The 17,538-nt window shown below is 48.9% G+C and carries 11 protein-coding genes; 9 read left to right on the forward strand and 2 right to left on the reverse strand.

The window, feature by feature from the left end; all coding sequences use genetic code 11:
• Nucleotides 1-178 precede the first annotated feature (178 nt).
• The 4 genes from OHJ21_RS30615 to OHJ21_RS30630 all read left to right on the forward strand — a co-directional run bounded on the left by OHJ21_RS30615 (nucleotide 179) and on the right by OHJ21_RS30630 (nucleotide 5,844).
• Nucleotides 179-388 carry a hypothetical protein gene (locus OHJ21_RS30615; RefSeq protein ID WP_071219760.1) on the forward strand — a complete coding sequence of 70 codons (210 nt, stop codon included), beginning with the start codon at nucleotides 179-181 and terminating at the stop codon, nucleotides 386-388.
• 246 nt (nucleotides 389-634) lie between these two features.
• Nucleotides 635-1,711 (forward strand): S1C family serine protease, encoded by a 1,077-nt coding sequence (locus OHJ21_RS30620; RefSeq protein ID WP_486022110.1) that lies wholly within the window; start codon nucleotides 635-637, stop codon nucleotides 1,709-1,711.
• A complete protein-coding gene (locus OHJ21_RS30625; protein ID WP_486022112.1) occupies nucleotides 1,711-3,639 on the forward strand; it encodes a copper amine oxidase N-terminal domain-containing protein in 1,929 nt (642 codons plus the stop codon). The genes OHJ21_RS30620 and OHJ21_RS30625 overlap by 1 nt, the downstream gene beginning before the upstream one ends.
• A 246-nt stretch (nucleotides 3,640-3,885) precedes the next feature.
• Complete coding sequence (locus OHJ21_RS30630; protein WP_486022114.1) at nucleotides 3,886-5,844, forward strand: GTP-binding protein; 1,959 nt, start codon at nucleotides 3,886-3,888, stop codon at nucleotides 5,842-5,844.
• Nucleotides 5,845-6,183: 339 nt separating this feature from the next.
• Here OHJ21_RS30630 and OHJ21_RS30635 read toward each other — a convergent pair whose 3' ends face one another.
• Nucleotides 6,184-7,392 carry an MFS transporter gene (locus OHJ21_RS30635; protein WP_127594778.1) on the reverse strand — a complete coding sequence of 403 codons (1,209 nt, stop codon included), beginning with the start codon at nucleotides 7,390-7,392 and terminating at the stop codon, nucleotides 6,184-6,186.
• Between the two features lie 610 nt (nucleotides 7,393-8,002).
• On the opposite strand from OHJ21_RS30635, the gene OHJ21_RS30640 reads away from it, so the two are divergent.
• The 5 genes from OHJ21_RS30640 (at nucleotide 8,003) to galU (ending at nucleotide 14,994) form a co-directional block, all read left to right on the forward strand.
• A complete protein-coding gene (locus OHJ21_RS30640) occupies nucleotides 8,003-9,100 on the forward strand; it encodes a DNA alkylation repair protein (RefSeq protein ID WP_100540886.1) in 1,098 nt (365 codons plus the stop codon).
• A 634-nt stretch (nucleotides 9,101-9,734) separates the two neighbouring features.
• Entirely contained in the window at nucleotides 9,735-12,248 is a 2,514-nt protein-coding gene (locus OHJ21_RS30645; RefSeq protein WP_100540885.1) for a U32 family peptidase, read from the forward strand.
• 221 nt (nucleotides 12,249-12,469) lie between these two features.
• On the forward strand, nucleotides 12,470-13,507 hold the full coding sequence (locus tag OHJ21_RS30650) for an acyltransferase family protein (RefSeq protein WP_100540884.1): 1,038 nt from the start codon (nucleotides 12,470-12,472) through the stop codon (nucleotides 13,505-13,507).
• A 403-nt stretch (nucleotides 13,508-13,910) separates the two neighbouring features.
• Nucleotides 13,911-14,051, forward strand: a complete 141-nt coding sequence (locus OHJ21_RS30655; protein ID WP_165789774.1) for a hypothetical protein — start codon at nucleotides 13,911-13,913, stop codon at nucleotides 14,049-14,051.
• Nucleotides 14,052-14,121: 70 nt separating this feature from the next.
• On the forward strand, nucleotides 14,122-14,994 hold the full coding sequence (gene galU / locus OHJ21_RS30660) for a UTP--glucose-1-phosphate uridylyltransferase GalU (protein WP_100540883.1): 873 nt from the start codon (nucleotides 14,122-14,124) through the stop codon (nucleotides 14,992-14,994).
• 76 nt (nucleotides 14,995-15,070) lie between these two features.
• On the opposite strand, the gene OHJ21_RS30665 is transcribed toward galU, so the two are convergent.
• Entirely contained in the window at nucleotides 15,071-17,530 is a 2,460-nt protein-coding gene (locus OHJ21_RS30665; protein ID WP_486022118.1) for an O-antigen ligase family protein, read from the reverse strand.
• Nucleotides 17,531-17,538 lie beyond the last annotated feature (8 nt).

The following is a 17,538-nucleotide window of genomic DNA, read 5'->3' on the forward strand; positions in this document are numbered from 1 at the left end:
CCGCCTTTGCCGTGATGAAAGTCATGCTAATATCTGAAAATTTGGTTAAAAATGAGAAATTTCTATGACTTTTTTTCATTTTTAGGGGCGGAGGGCTTGCATCTGGACGGGCACATGGATAACATAGAAGAAGATATGTAAATTTGCCCGAGAAGAAACCCACGAGGAGGTACGTTTCATGATCCTTGCAGCAGCATCGGATGCGAGCGCGACGTTTAAGACATTTGATATTTTCATGATCCTGTTTACGATTCTGATCTTTGTTGGTGTGGTTCGCTTGTTAATGGCCCGCCAAAAAAATAAATTCGCAATCGCTTTCGGTCTCGTCAGCTTATTTGTGTTCTTGTACTCTGACTATGCCATGATTACAGGATGGTTTAACAATTAGGTTGGCCTAGGTACCTTATTTAAAGCGGCTTCATATGACGAATGTAATGAAATACATACAAACAAGACGCCCGTCTGCTGTTGGCAGTATGGAGGCGTCTTTTTGTTTCTTCGGGGAAAAGTTACATGCTCCGCAGGAAAAACGTAAAAGAAATAGGTCTAGAAGCAATGGCTACAAATGGAAAAACATGATAAATTGAGGAGTACAAGTTGGGTTGAGGATGGAACCGGGGGAGGAACAAACGAATTGAAGAATTTACAATGGCAAAAACGATCGGCGGCTGCGCTGCTGGGGGCCATCATTCTGGCAGGAAGCGGCGATGTGCTTATGCATACAGACATTGCGGCTGCAGCAAGCGCTAAGCCCAAGAATACATATGAACAAAATGCGGTGCCGCAGGTGATCAGCCGGATGTCGCCGTCGGTTGTCGGCATTATCGGGAAGGCAGCACAAGGAAGCGGCGAAGTGGATGACAGATATAATCTGGCGCACGGTACGGGTGTGATCTGGAAGTCAGACGGCTGGATCGTGACGAACGCTCATGTGGTGGACGGGCTAACCGGAATCACGGTCGTAACCTCAGACGGTAAATCCTATAAAGCCAAGGGCGTATACAGCGACCCTATGAGTGATATTGCGTTGGTCAAAATTAATGCCAAGTCTCTGAAGCCGGCCAAATTTGCCGCATCCGCGCAAAATGCGCTGGTTGGAGAAACGGTGGTCGCCATTGGTACGCCAATCTCTTTCTCGTTACGAAACTCGGCATCCGTGGGTGTGGTAAGCGGCTTAAACCGGAGCGTAGACGGCTCTTATCGCCTGATTCAAACTGATACCGCTATTAACCCGGGCAACAGCGGAGGGCCGCTCGTCAATCTGAAAGGCGAGGTCATTGGCATCAACAGCAAGAAGTTTGCCGCCGTTGGCATTGAAAATATGGGCTTTTCCATCCCAGCGGAAACGGTCCATTATATTGTGGATCATTTATTGGAATACGGCGAGGTTCGAAGAGCCGGCCTCGGATTGGAGCTGGAAGAAAGCTGGTCCGCCATCGTGGGTCTGCCTTCGGACGACCCATTGACCGTTACGAAGGTGCTGTCCGAGCAAGCCCGGAAAGCTGGAATCCAAGAGGATGACGTGTTATATGCAATTAACGGAAAACGAATCTATTCCGTCGTTGATATCAACGAACGGTTAAAGCCCTTCATCCCAGGCCAGCAGGTTCAGCTGCTGATGCAGCGAGATGGAGATATTGTGAATGTAAAACTGACGCTCAGCCAGGATGGTAACGAAGCTGCTTCGTCAGGCGTTGGGGAGGCAGAATAATGGTGAAGAGAGAAAGAACGGAATCAAGCCGACGTTTGCGGCAGATGACAGCCGGAACCTTATCGGCTTTAATGCTATTTACGTCGTTGTCACTCCCCGTATGGGGAGATGACGGTGTGCCGGAGAAGCGTATACTGACCGTTCAAAGCGGCAGCAGCACAGCTTCGGTCAATGGCACCTCATATACGATTGCCAAGCCGCAGCTGAAGCAGGGCGTATTGATGGTACCGCTGGGCGTGTTTAAAAAAGCTTTTGGCAGCGAGATCAAGCTGGAGGGCGAGAACCGGGTTCGACTGCTGCAAGGACCGCATACGGTTGTGCTCGTTATCGGCAACAAAACCGCATGGATTGACGGGAAAAAGGTACAGCTGCCGGTAGAACCGACGATGGTGTCCGGAACGCTGATGGTACCGCTGCGTCCGGTTGCGGGGGGGATTGGCGCCAAGGTAAGCTCCTCCCAAGGCAAGCTGTCCATCAGCCTCATGGTCACGGATAAGGAAGAGAAGCATGACGAGGGCGAGATTAACAATACGACCGGGAAGACCCGAATCGGAAATAGCTATTATGAATGGAGTATGAATTATCCTTCCTGGATGATCGTTGGGAGAGGAACCGACGACGAGAGCGGTGCTGCTTTCAATGATGCGACGGGCCGCTATTATCTTGAGGTTCATGCCTCCTCTCAGAAAGTAAAGCTGAGTCCTGACGATCTGTTAGAACGGCTCCTGAAAGAACTGAGCGATTCTGGAGATGTTGTGCTTCACCAAGAGACGGTCGCAAGCGGACCGTATGCCAGAGTCATTTCCCGCGATGTCGACGGCGTCCTATGGGAAGGCAGGCAGTATTATGCCAATGATCGCGTCTATGAGCTGTATTTTGCCGATGCCGAAGCGGTTCACTATAAGGATATGGACAAACACGCGAGCTTGCTGGGTTCTTTCAAAACGACCTATCAGGCGGGAGACAAATCATTAAAAGACGTCTCCTCTATCGTAGGTGGACTCCGTGAAGCAGGAAATGAAGAATACGGCATATGGTTTGGCATTCCTGCAGGCTGGGAAATCAACAACAAGGATATGTTATACGGCAGCGAAGGGGAAGGTTATCTGTCCGTCTCGGTGACATCCGCTCCTACAGGGGTTGATGGCACGCTCACAGCTTGGGGGCAGCGGCTTAAAGACTGGCTGTCGGAATCCTTTGTCCCAGATTCTTATGAATACGTCGGACTTACTCCTGTCGAGATATCCGGTGTCAAAGGGCAGATTCAAGAGGTTCGGTACAACTTCGGAGATAAATGGGTGACGGAATATGAAGTGATGATCCAGAAGAACGGCTACCGCTATTATCTGGAGTATGCGGTACCGGATGGCCAGGAACGATCGGCTTCCAACTGGAAGAAGGTGCTGGAATCGATCGAAATCGATTATGATGTGGTACCGGAGAACTTCGGCCGCATTGGCGATGAAGGCTATCTGACCGATAAAACCAAGATGAGAAGCAAAAACTCCGAAACGTACCGCTATCATATCGATATTCCAAAGTACTGGGAGCCGCTGAATGATCAGTTCGAGCAGGGAACGGTGGAATATGGATTTGCCGGAGGCGGGTTTGAAATTCTTGCTCAAAAGGATACATCCGCAGAATTCATCGTCAGCAACCTGAAGCGTTATTATAATGAAGCCAGCTCGGCTTCAGGGACGACGGTGAAATTGCTTGGCGTGGATAACATTACGTTTGCCGGTGTGCCTGCCGTGTCGTTCAAGGTGCATCAGGTGAAGAACGGCGTTGGTTTTACGACTCAGGAAATCGTGTTTAAAAGCGGAGATATCGCGTACACGATTACGACGACGTTGAATGATGCCAATGCAACGAAAATGCAGCAAGACGCCTTGGCGCGTGCGCTGTCCTCGTTTGAGCTGGTGAAATAATCCACAGAATGGAATTATGAGCTCAGATCACATGGACTAGAGTGAATTTTCGATAATACCGATAGCTGTCCTGCTGCACACATGGGGTGCGGATGGGCAGCTATTGTGGTTTAGATAGCGGAATGGTTCACCCTCGTTCGAAAAATATAGAACATACGTACGTTTATGCGATCTGATATGTTAAAATTAAATCGTGAGAGCAATGGATATGTAATTAAACCGGCTTGCAGAAGAGGGAATAAGCGGATGAAAAAAACGATAGGCATGTTCGCCCATGTGGATGCAGGCAAAACCACGTTGGCGGAGCAGTTGTTATATATGACCGATACGATTCAGGAGCGGGGCCGCGTGGATCATCAGAGCGCTTTTCTTGATCGGCATGACATTGAAAAGGAACGGGGCATCACCGTATTTGCCGATCAGGCCACCATGCATTTTAACGGCTCCACTTATTATTTAATCGATACGCCGGGTCACGTCGACTTCTCGCCGGAGATGGAGCGTGCCATTCAGGTCATGGACGCCGCAGTTGTTGTCATTAGCGCCGTGGAAGGTGTCGAAGGGCATACGGAGACGGTGTGGCAGTTATTGCGTAAGCATGGCGTCCCTACGTTCTTGTTTATTAATAAAATCGACCGGGAAGGCGCGGATGTGGCGCGTGTGTTTGCAGAGATTCAGAGCGAGCTTTCCGCAGACGTCTGTATGATCACGGAGGAGGATGTACTGCACGAAGGCGTGATGCAGTCCTCGCTCATGGAGGCTATCGCGGAGCGGGACGAGAAGCTGCTGGAGCTCTATATGGAACAGGGAGTTGAGGTCTCACGGTGGCTGGATACGATGACAGCGATGCTAAAGAGAGGACAGCTATTCCCCTGCTTCAGCGGATCAGCTCTGCAAAACGTGGGCGTGTCCCATTTCTTGCATCAGCTGGATCTGCTGACGGTTACGGACTATGACCCCAGCGTTGATTTTGCCGGAAGGGTATATAAGATTCGTCATGACGAACAGGGCACAAGACTGACGTATATCAAAGCCATGGGCGGAATGCTGCGGGTGCGCGATGAGATGGCTTATTTCTCCGGAACGGAGACGATCACGGAGAAGGTGACGCATATCCGTTTGATCAATGGAGGGCGCGTAACGAATGTCGATCAGGTGCAAGCGGGTGATCTGTTTGTAGTGACGGGTATTTCATCAGCTGCGGCAGGCGACGGGCTCGGGACACTGAGTGGTGGCCGGACCGTTTATGAGCTTGTACCGACACTGAAGTCGAAGGTGCAATTCGAGTCCTCCATTCATCCCAAGGATATGCTGCGCGAATTCCGTCTGCTGGATGCGGAGGATCCTTCCCTGTCTGTCCAGTGGGATGAGCACGCTCAGGCGATTCATATCCATGTGATGGGTATCATTCAGCTTGAAGTACTGGAACGAATCGTGTTCGAGCGCTTTGGTTACCGGATCACCTTCGGTGAACCGGAGATTTTATATAAAGAGACCATAACAGAAGCCGTTGTGGGCTGTGGCCATTTTGAACCGCTGAAGCATTATGCGGAAGTGCACCTCCGGCTGGAGCCGGGATTGCGGAACAGCGGCATCGTGTTCGCCAATGCTTGCCATCCCGACGTGCTTCCGGTCAATTATCAGCATCTGGTTGCCCAGCATGTCGGTGAGAGGGATCATCACGGGCTGCTTACAGGCTCTCCCGTCACGGATATCAAGATTACCCTGCTGAAGGGACGGGCGCACAACAAGCATACGCACGGTGGGGATTTTAGGGAAGCCACCTACCGTGCATTACGCCAAGGGCTGGAGAAGACAGTCAATATGCTGCTGGAGCCTTACTATCACTTCAAGGTGAAGGTCGATGCCGAGTATATCGGACGGCTGATGTCGGATTTGACCATGGCGAAGGCAAGCTTTGAGCCGCCGGAAACGGTCGGAAACAAGGTGACGGTCACGGGATCGGCTCCCGTATCGACCATGATGAATTACAGCATGGAATTAGCCGCCTACACCAAGGGAAGAGGTACGATCTCCCTGGTTTACGGCGGATATGGACGGTGCCATAACGAGGCCGAGGTCATTGAACGTAAAGGATACGATAAAAATGCGGACCCGGAGTACAGCTCCTCTTCGATATTCTGTGCGAAGGGCAGCGGTTACGCGGTGCCTTGGGATGAAGCGGATAATCATATGCATGTGTAAAGTGGCGGAGGAGAATAGGTATGCAGGCAAGATGTGCGCGCTAGTGGAATATTCGCCGATTTCATATTGCTCGTGACAAGTGAATGGTGCAGCAATGAATTGAATGATATGTAGCGAGGCAGAATGCTGCTGTGAAAGGCAATCATGCGTAACGAAGCCGTTATTAGCAGGATTAAATATCAATGACATTAATTATGTAATGGAGTATATAGACAATCGAGCGATTATGAGTTAACGATGTTGGGCTATATAAGCCCACCCGATGATTCAATACAAATCGGTAATGAAATACGCACGCGAGATCTGAAATCATCCCGCGTGCGTAAAAGTAAAAAGACTTTATGAAGAGAGGGAGCCTTTTTCTACAGGCTGCCGGCGCGATGGCCGCATCGTCCAATAAGTAATGGCAGTTGTAATCAGCATTAACACACCGGTCATCAAGAATACAGAATGGATGTTAAAGATGCCGCTGATCATGCCGCCCGCGAGAGGTCCGGCCATCCCGCCGATTTGGTTGGCGGTTTGGTTGAGGCTGAACGCACGCCCGCGGAATTCGCTTGGCGTATGTTTGACGACAAGGCCGTTGAGCGCCGGGAATACGGCACAGAAAAACGCGCCGTAAGCAAAGCGGATGGCCGAGAATGCCCAAATGTTGCTGAACAGGATCTGGGCGAGCGATCCGATTCCGCCGGCGAGCAGACCGATCAGCAGCACCTTTTGGAACCCGATTTTATCGGATAAGCGTCCCCAGCGGGCCGCAAACAGGATGCTGGCAATCCCGACGATGGAGAACACAAAGCCGGCAATCATCGAGGTATGCGATGAAGAGCCGCCGATCTGAGCGATATACAGCGGCAATACCGGCTCGATCGTCATGACGGAAAACTGCGTCAGCACCGTAAGCATGAGCACGGTCATCAGTGCCTTGTTATGTCCGGCAACCTTAAAGGTGTTTATGACGGAGACGCGCTCTTTGCTGGGCACGAATTTCTCTTCTTTGACCCAGAATATGACAAGCAGCGTGGCTGCGAAGCACAGCATCCCTGCCAATCCGAATGCCATTCGGTTGCTGAACAGGGAGGCCAGGGTGCCTCCGATCATCGGGCCCATAATGCCGCCGGTTGCGGTTGCCGTGGACATCATGGAGAGGGCGTAGCCAACTTTTTTCTCAGGGGTGTTGGTGCCTACAATGGCGATTGCGCCCGGAATAAAACCGGAGAGAAGGCCCTGCAGCAGGCGGAGAACCAATACCTGATACTCATTCGTGACGAATGCCATCAGAATATAGATGACAAAGAGCACCAGCCCCGCGCGGATTATCATCGGTTTGCGTCCATATTTATCGCCGACGGCTCCCCAGAAGGGAGAGGACAAGGCGCCCGCAAAAAAAGCGGAACTGAACAGCAGTCCCGACCACATTTCCGTATGCTTCGTAACGCCGAGCTCAATCAGAAAAAGCGGGAGAAATGGTATGACCATCGAGAAGCTTGATGAAACGATAAATGAGCCGAACCATAGTATCCATAAATTCTTTTTCCAACTTTCCATGTCTTCTTCATCTCCTGATGTGCGATTTGTTGTAATCCTTCGAGCTTCGCCTCCTGTCTTTTAAATGGGGTAATGATGTATGTATTACATTTTTAGAGATAACCAAGAGCATAAACTTCGAGACTTGAGTCCTTGTTCGCCGAGAAGCTGCAGGAGTTCCTGCAGGAGAATCCGTCGGTTTACCGTCGGATCTTGGAGAAGGCACTGCGATTATCTCGAAAGGAAAGCTTCCTCTACATGCGGTCTGTCATCTTTGAACGTGCGTCGATAGAGGTTTTTCTTTCGAGATAAGAAAATTGTTAATGGACCAATCCATTTATGTATCGTATGGCGACCCCCCAGGGGAGGCCGGGTTCGGATAAAGCAAAACGCCCCACTAATTTGGCAAACTGGAATTAACCAGACTGCCGCACTAAAGCGAAAGGCGTGCAACTTCATCCTACACCACATGTTTTGGATTGGGAAGAGGCGGGGCACAGGGTTAGAGCGGTCGACGGCACTTTTGGAGATGGGTTGGAACCGCCGGGTTATCGCATAAATAAAGGGCTTTCAGGATTCCATAAGACGTGGATACAATATCGTAAAAATTATTTTTTTAGGGAGATCTTATATGAGAGAAACGCTGAAGGATCTATATTCAAATACGTTGTTCCAGCAAGTGACCGACCGGTTGAAAGAGGTTTATCCGGCATTCGATTCGAACCGGTTCATGGAGCTGATTCATAATGAAGCCTGGGGTCAGGAGGAGTTCAAGCAGCGCATCCGTCATATTACGCTGGCTTTAACGGACACGCTGCCTGCTTCTTACCCGGAAGCCATTGGGATCCTGACGCAGGTAGCCCCGCATTTTAGAGGCGTGGAATATGTCTTCTTTCCGGATTATGTAGAGGTTAATGGGATGGAGGATCTGGAGACATCGATGGAGGCTTTGGCGGTATTCACGCATTCTTCAACGGCAGAGTTTGCGGTTCGGCCTTTCATCAACCAGGATCAGGAACGGATGCTGGCTCAGATGATGACTTGGGCACAGTCCGATGATGAGCATCTGCGCCGATTAGCGAGTGAAGGCTGCAGACCGCGTCTGCCTTGGGCGCCGCAGCTGCCGGCTCTGATTAAAGATCCGCGCCCGGCGCTGCCGATCCTGGAGCAGTTGAAAGAGGATCCTTCCTTATATGTTAGAAAAAGCGTCGCCAATCACTTGAACGATATCTCCAAGGATCACCCGGAGCTTGTGCTGGAGATCGCCGCCAAATGGTATGGCAAGCATCCGCTAACGGATTGGATCGTACGGCATGCGCTGCGTTCGCTACTGCGGAAGGGAGATATCCGGGCGCTGGCTATTTTCGGATACGAGGAGCTTGAGAAGCTGGAAGGACTGGAGGTGCGCGAGCTGCGCATCAAACGATCCGTCATAGCGATGGGAGACGATTTGGAGTTCGCTTTTCAAGTGGTCAACGAAACCGGCTATCCGATGGCGCTCCGCATCGATTACGAGATCGATTATATGAAGGCAAGCGGTAAGCTTGCGCCGAAACGCTATAAATGCTCGGACAAGATCTATGCACCGGGAAGCTGGAAGGTGGAGAAGAAGCAATCGTTTAAACCGATCTCCACCCGCCGTTTCTACTCCGGCGATCACCGTCTTCACATTGTTGTGAACGGCAAGCGTTTGGCCAGCATGGATTTTGTGCTGGAGGGCGCGGAGTAAGGGGAGGGCATGTGGTCAGGATGTGCATTGGCAAAACTAGGTGCAGGACGTGCACTCGGAAACCTGGGGTGAAGGATTCCTGGACCGCTTGACGGTTCGAGGCGATTCCGATCTAAAGTTTTGTACATCGTGTGCATTGCTTCCTGTGCGCACGGTGCGTAGTCCGGGGCATGCTTGGATGGCTGTCAACCGTTGAGATGTTAAGGAGGCTCTGACTACAGGATTCGGAGATCGTAATGCAATTTCCCTGGTAAGGAAAGGGAAAGCAATCTCCTTAGGCAAAGAAAAGAGTTAAGAGCACTAGCCCCGCATGGTGATCATGCACCAGTAGCAGCCGCAGAGGATAATGTGAGGCAGGCCTTCCAATGGGAGGGCTTGTTTTTGTTTTTGTAAATAACCGAGTGCCATGCGGATTATGGCAACACTATCAAATGTGTGGAAATCAAGTTAGCAGGTAGAAGAGAAGCCGGACTTTTGGTACACTAGATAAGTTGAAAAGCTTTCAAAGTATTTACAAACAATTGATATAGATGTCGGATGCCCTGTTCTATGAACATAGAGTATGGCTTGCAGGTTTCAATGGAAGAATAGTAGTACACAGCACGCCGGCTTGGACCGGTCTGGGAGGATATAGATGGACACGAAAGCACTACGAAGAGAAGACGTGGAGCTGCTGGCGCCGGCAGGGGATTGGGATTGCATGCGGGCCGCGGTGGCGAACGGGGCGGACGCGATCTTTTTTGGGGTCGAAAAATTTAATGCTCGCGCACGGGCGAACAATTTCCGGATGGACGAGCTGTCCGAAATTATGGCCTTCTTGCACAGTTATGGGGTTAAGGGGTTCCTGACCTTCAATATTTTGGTGTTCGAGAACGAGCTGGAGGATGCCAAGGAGCTGATCGATGCGTGCGTGGATGCAGGCGTCGACGCGGTGATCGTGCAGGATCTGGGCCTGGTGAAAATGATTCGCGAGATTTCCCCGGATTTCCCGATCCACGGCTCAACGCAGATGACGATTACGTCGCCGGAGGCCGTTGAATTCACGAAGCCGTTTAACATGGAACGCGTCGTGCTCGGGCGCGAGAACAATCTGAAGCAAATCCAGAAGATCGGGGAGCAGGCGAAGCTGCCGATGGAAGTATTCGTGCATGGTGCACTATGCGTATCCTACTCGGGCCAGTGCCTGACTTCCGAAATGTGGGGCGGCCGCTCCGCCAACCGCGGAGAGTGCGCGCAGGCCTGTCGTCTGCCGTACGATCTGATCGTGGATGGCGAGCAGAAGCCGATGGGCGACGTTGCCTACTTGCTCTCGCCTAAAGATCTAGCCGCGATCGATCTGATGCCGGAGCTGATTGAAGCAGGCGTGACCTCGTTCAAGATTGAGGGCCGGTTAAAGAGTCCGGAATACGTGGCCAACGTGGTGAGCAAGTACCGGAAGGCGATCGACCGGTATTTTGACGGCGAGGATGCTAGACCGAGCAAGGAAGAGGTGCGCGAGCTGCAGCAGAGCTTCTCCCGCGGCTTCACGCATGGCTTCCTGGATGGAACGAACAATAAAAAGCTGGTTGAAGGCACGTTCCCGAAAAGCCGCGGCGTGTACCTCGGCCGGGTGGAACAGATTCTGCGCGACGGCGTCGTCTGCAAGCTGGATGCGCCGCTGAAGCGCGGGGACGGTATCGTGTTTGATGCCGGGGATCCAACGAAAAAAGAAGAAGGCGGACGCGTCTACGACGTCCGGCGCAAAGGCGTCAAGCTGGAGGGCGAGGCGCAAGAAGGCTGGATCGTCGATATCGTTCCCGGCCGGAGCGACGTGGACCTGCGCAAGCTGCACGTCGGCGACCGGATCTGGAAGACGAACGATCCCGCGCTGGATAAGCGCCTCCGTCAGACGTACGAGACGGAGAAGCCGTACCGGGTATTCCCGGTACATGTACGCGTCAGTGGCCGTCCCGGACAGCTGCTGTCGACCTGGTGGACCGATGTGCAGAAAGGCACGACGGTCCAGGTGGATTCGGAGCTGGAACTGGAGATTGCCCAGAAGCGGCCGCTCAGCCAGGAGATCCTGGAGGAGCAGCTTGGCCGCCTGGGCGGAACGGTGTTCCAGCTCGAGGCACTCGACGTCGACCTGTACGGCGACGTCATCGTGCCGATTCGCGAGCTCAACAGCATCCGCCGCCGTGCGGTGGAGCTGCTCGCCGGCGAGCGGCCGAAGCCGCCCGTGTACGTGAAACGGGCGGTGTCGGTGTATGGCGATGCGGCTGTGCCCGCAGCGCCCGTGGCCCGCGGTGAGGCGAAGCTCACCGCGCTGTGCCGCAGCCTGCCGCAGGTTGAGGCTGCGCTTGCGGCCGGCGTCGAGATGATCTACGCCGACTTCGAGTTCATCAAGCAGTTCCCGGCAGCGGTGGAAGCCGTGCGTGCAGCCAGCAAGCAGATTGCGCTGGCAACGCCGCGCATCCACATGCCGGGCGAGAACGGCTACCACAACAACATCCTGCGCCTCCAGCCGGACGCCGTGCTGGTGCGCAACACCGGTGCGCTGTATTTCTACCTGCGCCACCGGATGGAGAACCCGGGGGCGAAGCATCCCCGGCTGATCGGCGACTTCTCCCTGAACATTGCCAACCACAAGGCGGCTGACCTGTTTGTCGAAGCCGGATGCGACGCCGTCACGCCTTCCTATGACCTGAACATCCAGCAGATGGTGGATCTTCTCGGGAAGGCCGACACATCCAAGATGGAGATCGTCATTCATCAGCATCTGCCGATGTTCCATACGGAGCACTGCGTGTACTGTACGTTCCTCAGCGAAGGAACGGACTTTACGAACTGTGGTCGTCCTTGTGAAGAGAGCCGCGTGTCCCTGCAGGACCGGATCGGCATGTCCCACCCGGTACGGGTAGACGAAGGCTGCCGTAATACCGTGTACAACGCCATCGAGCAATCCGGAGCCGAGTACCTGGCAAACTTCATGGAGCTGGGCGTATCCAGCTACCGTGTGGAGTTCCTCGAGGAAACACCGGAGCAAGTCCACGAGGTCATCGATCTCTACAACCGCGCCTTGCGCGGCGAGATCAGCGGCACCCAGGTGTGGAAAAAGCTGAAGGCGACCAACCAGCTTGGAGTTACGCGGGGGCAGTTGGTGAAGTAAGGAACGGATTGTATACAACATGTCTGACCTTTGAAAGGGTCAGGCATGTTTTTTGTATTTTTGAATAGGATGAGAGGGGCTTTTAATAGGATTTTTGTAAATGGTGGTTTTCTAAGTGTCGTAATTAATTTTCTAATCGTGTGTAAACATCGTAAATAGAGGAAAGATCATGAACTATGTCGAAAAATAGAATATTAAACTTTTAAAGGAGCTAATTTTTTGTGAAAGAAAGAGATGTTTTTTTTGACAATCTAAAATTCATACTTATATTAATGGTAGTGATGGGTCATTTGTTTCAACCATTCAATGGAGGGATAACGATTGGCCCAATATTTAAATTCCTTTATTCGGTTCATATGCCGTTATTTATTTTTATAGCAGGATATTTTTCTAAAAATATCGATAACAAAAACTATAATAAAAAGGTCATAATCAATTTTGTGATTCCTTATTTAATATTTGAAACCATCTATACTATTTTTGATTACTTCATTTTTGAGCAAGAAAAGCTCGAGTTTACTTATTTCTATCCTTATTGGATCATGTGGTTTATGTTCAGTATGATTATTTGGAAAATAGTTACTCCTTATTTAATTAAAATAAAATTTATTTTTTTGGTATGTGTCGTTATTTCCCTATTAGCAGGTTACGCTAAGGATGTGGAATACTATGCAAGCATTTCTCGTATATTGTATTTCTTCCCGTTTTTTCTTTTAGGTTTTTACTCTAAAAGAGAATGGATAAACAAATTAGATCAGCCACGAATAAAAATAGGAGCTGTGATTCTGCTTTTAATATGCTTTTTTCTACTGTTAATGGTAAATGATTCGATTCATGTTAAATGGTTTTTTGGTACACTACCTTATCAATCTTTGGGATATGAAGACTGGTATTCAGGAGTATATAGACTCATAGGTTATCTATTCTCTGTTGTTGTTGGAACTTGTATCCTAACATTAACGCCAACAAAGAAACTGCCTATTATATCAAACTTAGGTAAAAATACATTGTATGTTTTTATTCTTCACGGATTTATTATTAAATATCTTGAACACATTGAATATTATAGAAATTTCACAAGTACAATAGGTAAGCTAATACTCATTGGAATTGGTCTTATGATAACGATTTTTCTATCTACTAATTTGGTAAGGCGTTGCACGAGTTGGATAATCGAACCAAACTTAAGTTTTGTTTTTACAGAGGGTAATAACAACAGTGTGGAGGAGAAGCATAAAAAAACTTTCACTACATTGTAATATAATAACGGAGTTAATACATAAAAAGAGCAAACCAGGTCGTTTTTGCCCTTACCGATGACATAAATCAATTTGTAAAATCCATGAAGATCAAGGACAGTTAATCCACGTTCCTGATATCAGGTGGATTGTCTTTTTATACCTACCTTACGCGCCCTAAAAAGTGAACAACCGGGTATATTTCTAAACAAGTTCCAGAATCTTGGGTATGTGGTAACGGAAAGAGGTGTGTAAGTTTACTGGTTCGTCCTGACAGAAAAACGGTGGCAACAATGAACGATTATGGTTCTGCACAGTTCTTACTTACACCAGCGGATGGGAAAATGAAAGTAAGGCCTGGGGGAACCTACCAGGTGCCTATCCTTCGTCTTTCTATACATACCGAAAGGGAAGCATTTTTAAGATGGAGTACGACCATTACTGGGGTAATCTTTTCTATCTGACGCTTCCCGAAGGGGTGGTGACCATTATGCTCTCCGACTACCAGGAGACATTCTTGGCCTTTTCGCTGAAGCCGCTTGCCTTTGACAAAAACCGATTTTAATCGATGGGTTGGCCGGACTCATGATACAATGTCATCAATATGGGAGACTTACGGGATTGGAGAAGATAAAATGAACATTCGTAAAGCGATCATACCGGCCGCTGGACTTGGTACGCGGTTCCTGCCAGCCACGAAAGCGATGCCGAAGGAGATGCTTCCCATTGTGGACAAGCCGACCATACAATACATCATCGAGGAAGCGGTCGCTTCCGGCATTGAGGACATTATTATTGTGACGGGTAAGGGGAAGAGGGCGATTGAGGATCATTTTGATTCTTCATTTGAGCTGGAACATAACCTAGCTGAGAAAGGGAAATGGAACCTCCTCGAAGAAGTGCGCAAGCCCTCCAACATGGCAGATATCCATTATATCCGTCAAAAGGAGCCTAAGGGGCTGGGTCATGCCATTTGGTGCGCGCGCAAATTCATCGGGGATGAGCCGTTTGCCGTGCTGCTAGGCGACGATATCGTGGAGTCGGAGATCCCTTGCCTAAAACAGATGATGAAAGTCTACGACACCTACCAATCTGCCATTGTAGGCGTTCAGCCGGTATCCTGGGATGAAGTGGACCGTTACGGGATTGTAGATGGACTTCAGAAATCAGAACGAATCTATGAAACGTTGAGGTTGGTAGAGAAACCGTTCCGTGCCGAGGCGCCTTCTAACCTGGCCATCATGGGCCGCTATATTTTGCCGCCGGAAATCTTCGACCTGCTAGAGAATCAGGAGGTTGGAAAGAACGGGGAAATTCAACTGACAGATGCGATCTCCACCTTAGCTCATCGGAGCCCCATCTATGCGTATCATTTTGATGGGATGCGTCATGATGTCGGCGAGAAGTTGGGATTTATTGAAACCAGCATTCATTATGCATTGCAACGGGAAGATTTGAAAGATGATTTGATTGCATATTTAAGCGGGGTTTTGGGGAAAGTTCGGTAAAAGCGATTTTATACACATAAGAAAAAAAGGGGGCAGTTGGGTAGAAGATTTCTACCACGAACTGCCTCCTTTTTAGTTAAAATTGAAGATTAGCAAGTTGTTGAACATTGTCCTTCGCATTCGGATCAACTTGGGTTAGTCTCCCCATAAGGGCATCATCACTCAAGTTTTGTTTTTGTAATGCTGCCAGATACCAACGTACAATCTCCTGTTGGCTTGTCTGCGAGAGATCTTCTTGTATGCCGAGCTTAAGAGCTTCTGATGCTTGCTTCGGCTGATTCATCATGAAGTGCATTTTTCCTGTATGGAGGATCATGTCGGGTGTGTTTTCGAAAGGGTTACCTTGTAGTTGGCCTTCAGGTAATGTAGCTAAATGCTTGATACCTTCTTGTACTTTAACAAAGGCTGATGTTGCCGAATTAAAGTACTTTTCTTTTCCGGCAGTGTCCCCTTCCCCTAAGGCTTTCATTCCCAGGTCATACCCTTTATTTATTATCTGCTCGTACCAATTGATATCCCATTTAAACTTGTAGGCATTATTGATAAGAATTTCATAAGCTTGTTCAGGCTGTTTGTTCATTTCATAACTCTTAACTAATTGATTCAGCATAGATTTGTTATGAGGCTCATCTTCAAGAACTTGATTTAAGAGATTAGTAGATAGTTGGAAAAAGCCTTCATCCTGACTCTGCTGATAAAGAGATTGATACAATGAGTTTAATAGAAGGACGGATTCCGGGTGGCTAGGTCGAATGCTGAGATCTTTGTCCAGTGGTGCCTTAATCTCTTCAAACGATGTACTAACCTGGACAATTTTTCGAGCCTCCAAACCAGCTTCAGCAGCCTGTACGTAACGGATAGAAGTAATTAGTAAAATAATAGAAGCAAGGCCTACAACAGCAGAGTAGATATTTCTTGCTGTCGAATCTTGCACATTCCATTTTTTAATTGGTTTGCTGTTCATTACGGATGCCATGCCACCGAGTCCAAGGAACACAAGGATTCCCATGAACACGTAACTCATGTTAAAGTCCAAAATACTGTGAATCAATATCGACAGTACCAAGATGAGATATAGGAAGTGACTGTTGCGTCCCTCATCATCAGTTTGAACGTACCCTCGGATGTATTTATAGAAGATATACACAATGAATGACATAAATACTAGAAAGCCAATAAGACCAACCTCTATCAAGTATTGAAGGAAGAAGTTATGGGCCTGAGTACTTGTATAGGGGTTGTTCTGATACTGCTCATACAGTGAAGCCCAAGCGCCTCCGCCAGCACCGATAATAGGGTAGTCAGCCAGAACTTTCATGGCATCCTTGTAGAATGTGAACCGTTCAAGGACACTATGTTGGTTGAAGTTAATGTTTTCGAGCCGGACGCTGATATTTTGTGGCAATACTTTTTTGAGATCGGTGCCGATGAATAGGAAGATCAGCAAGCCACCCAAAACTAAGGAACCGATGGGAATCCACATGTTGGAGGCCTTTTTAGCGGACCAATTGCTTAATTCTTTTTCCAGTTTTGGAGCAATGAAACTTTGAATGACCCATCCAAGGATTCCTACAATAGCGGACGCACTGAGCAAAATTCCCCAACCCTTAAGGGCGCCACTGCTGCTGAAGGTTTCATTCAAATTCAACCCTAACTCTGTTACCGGTTTAGAAATGATCAGCGAAGCTACACCCGCTATACCACAATAAAGAATCCACAATAATTGTTTGGCCGGCTTCAGGAATAGGAGCAGCAGAACAAATACTACCGGCAGCATGACCAAACCACCACGAGATAACGTTAAGAGCAACGATACAATGATGGGCACCAGCATGAAGCTATGAAACGCTTGCCCATACCATTTTCTAGATGTTGTAACAAAAAAGACTGCCGCGAACAAGAAAGCCATTAGAAAAGCTGCATAAGTATTCGCGTACTGAAATACCGAAGTCAGACGAAGACCATTAGAGTCGGTCATGACCGCATGAGTATACGTACCGTTTAAGACCGTGTTAGAAAACCATTTTGCAATAGCACCGGCAGTCTTACCTTGGCCGAACCAATGGAGTAGGCCGAAACCAACAATAAGATATGCTACAGTCATAATTGTACTTTGAATGATTCGGTTCCCTAATTTGTCACGAAGTACATATAATCCAATGATGAACATAATGGCATAAATGCAATTTATGACGACCATATTCATGGCAAGACTATGGGAAGCCGCACTGATGAGTGAGAGTATGTAAGTTAGAGGTAGTAAAAGCACACCCACAGCAAGCCAATCTCTTTCATCCTTGAGTTGGATGCTTTTATAAAATTGTGCAATCCAAAGAAATAATAATAGAGTTGCTAGTATAGCAGCCCAGAAGATTGGTTTCTCGAATTGTAGCTCTTGTCCGTTGAATAGAGCTGTCTGGAAAGGCGTCCAGAACAGAAATAAGATAATTCCTGAAATTAACACCCATAACAAAGCGGATCGCTTTCCTTCTATCCTCGACTCAGCGGCTTTTTTACCGTATACTGGATTCGACAACGTAATTA

The organism is Virgibacillus sp. LDC1 (assembly GCF_025792345.1).
Classification (GTDB): Bacteria; Bacillota; Bacilli; order Paenibacillales; family Paenibacillaceae; genus Paenibacillus_AQ; species Paenibacillus_AQ lautus.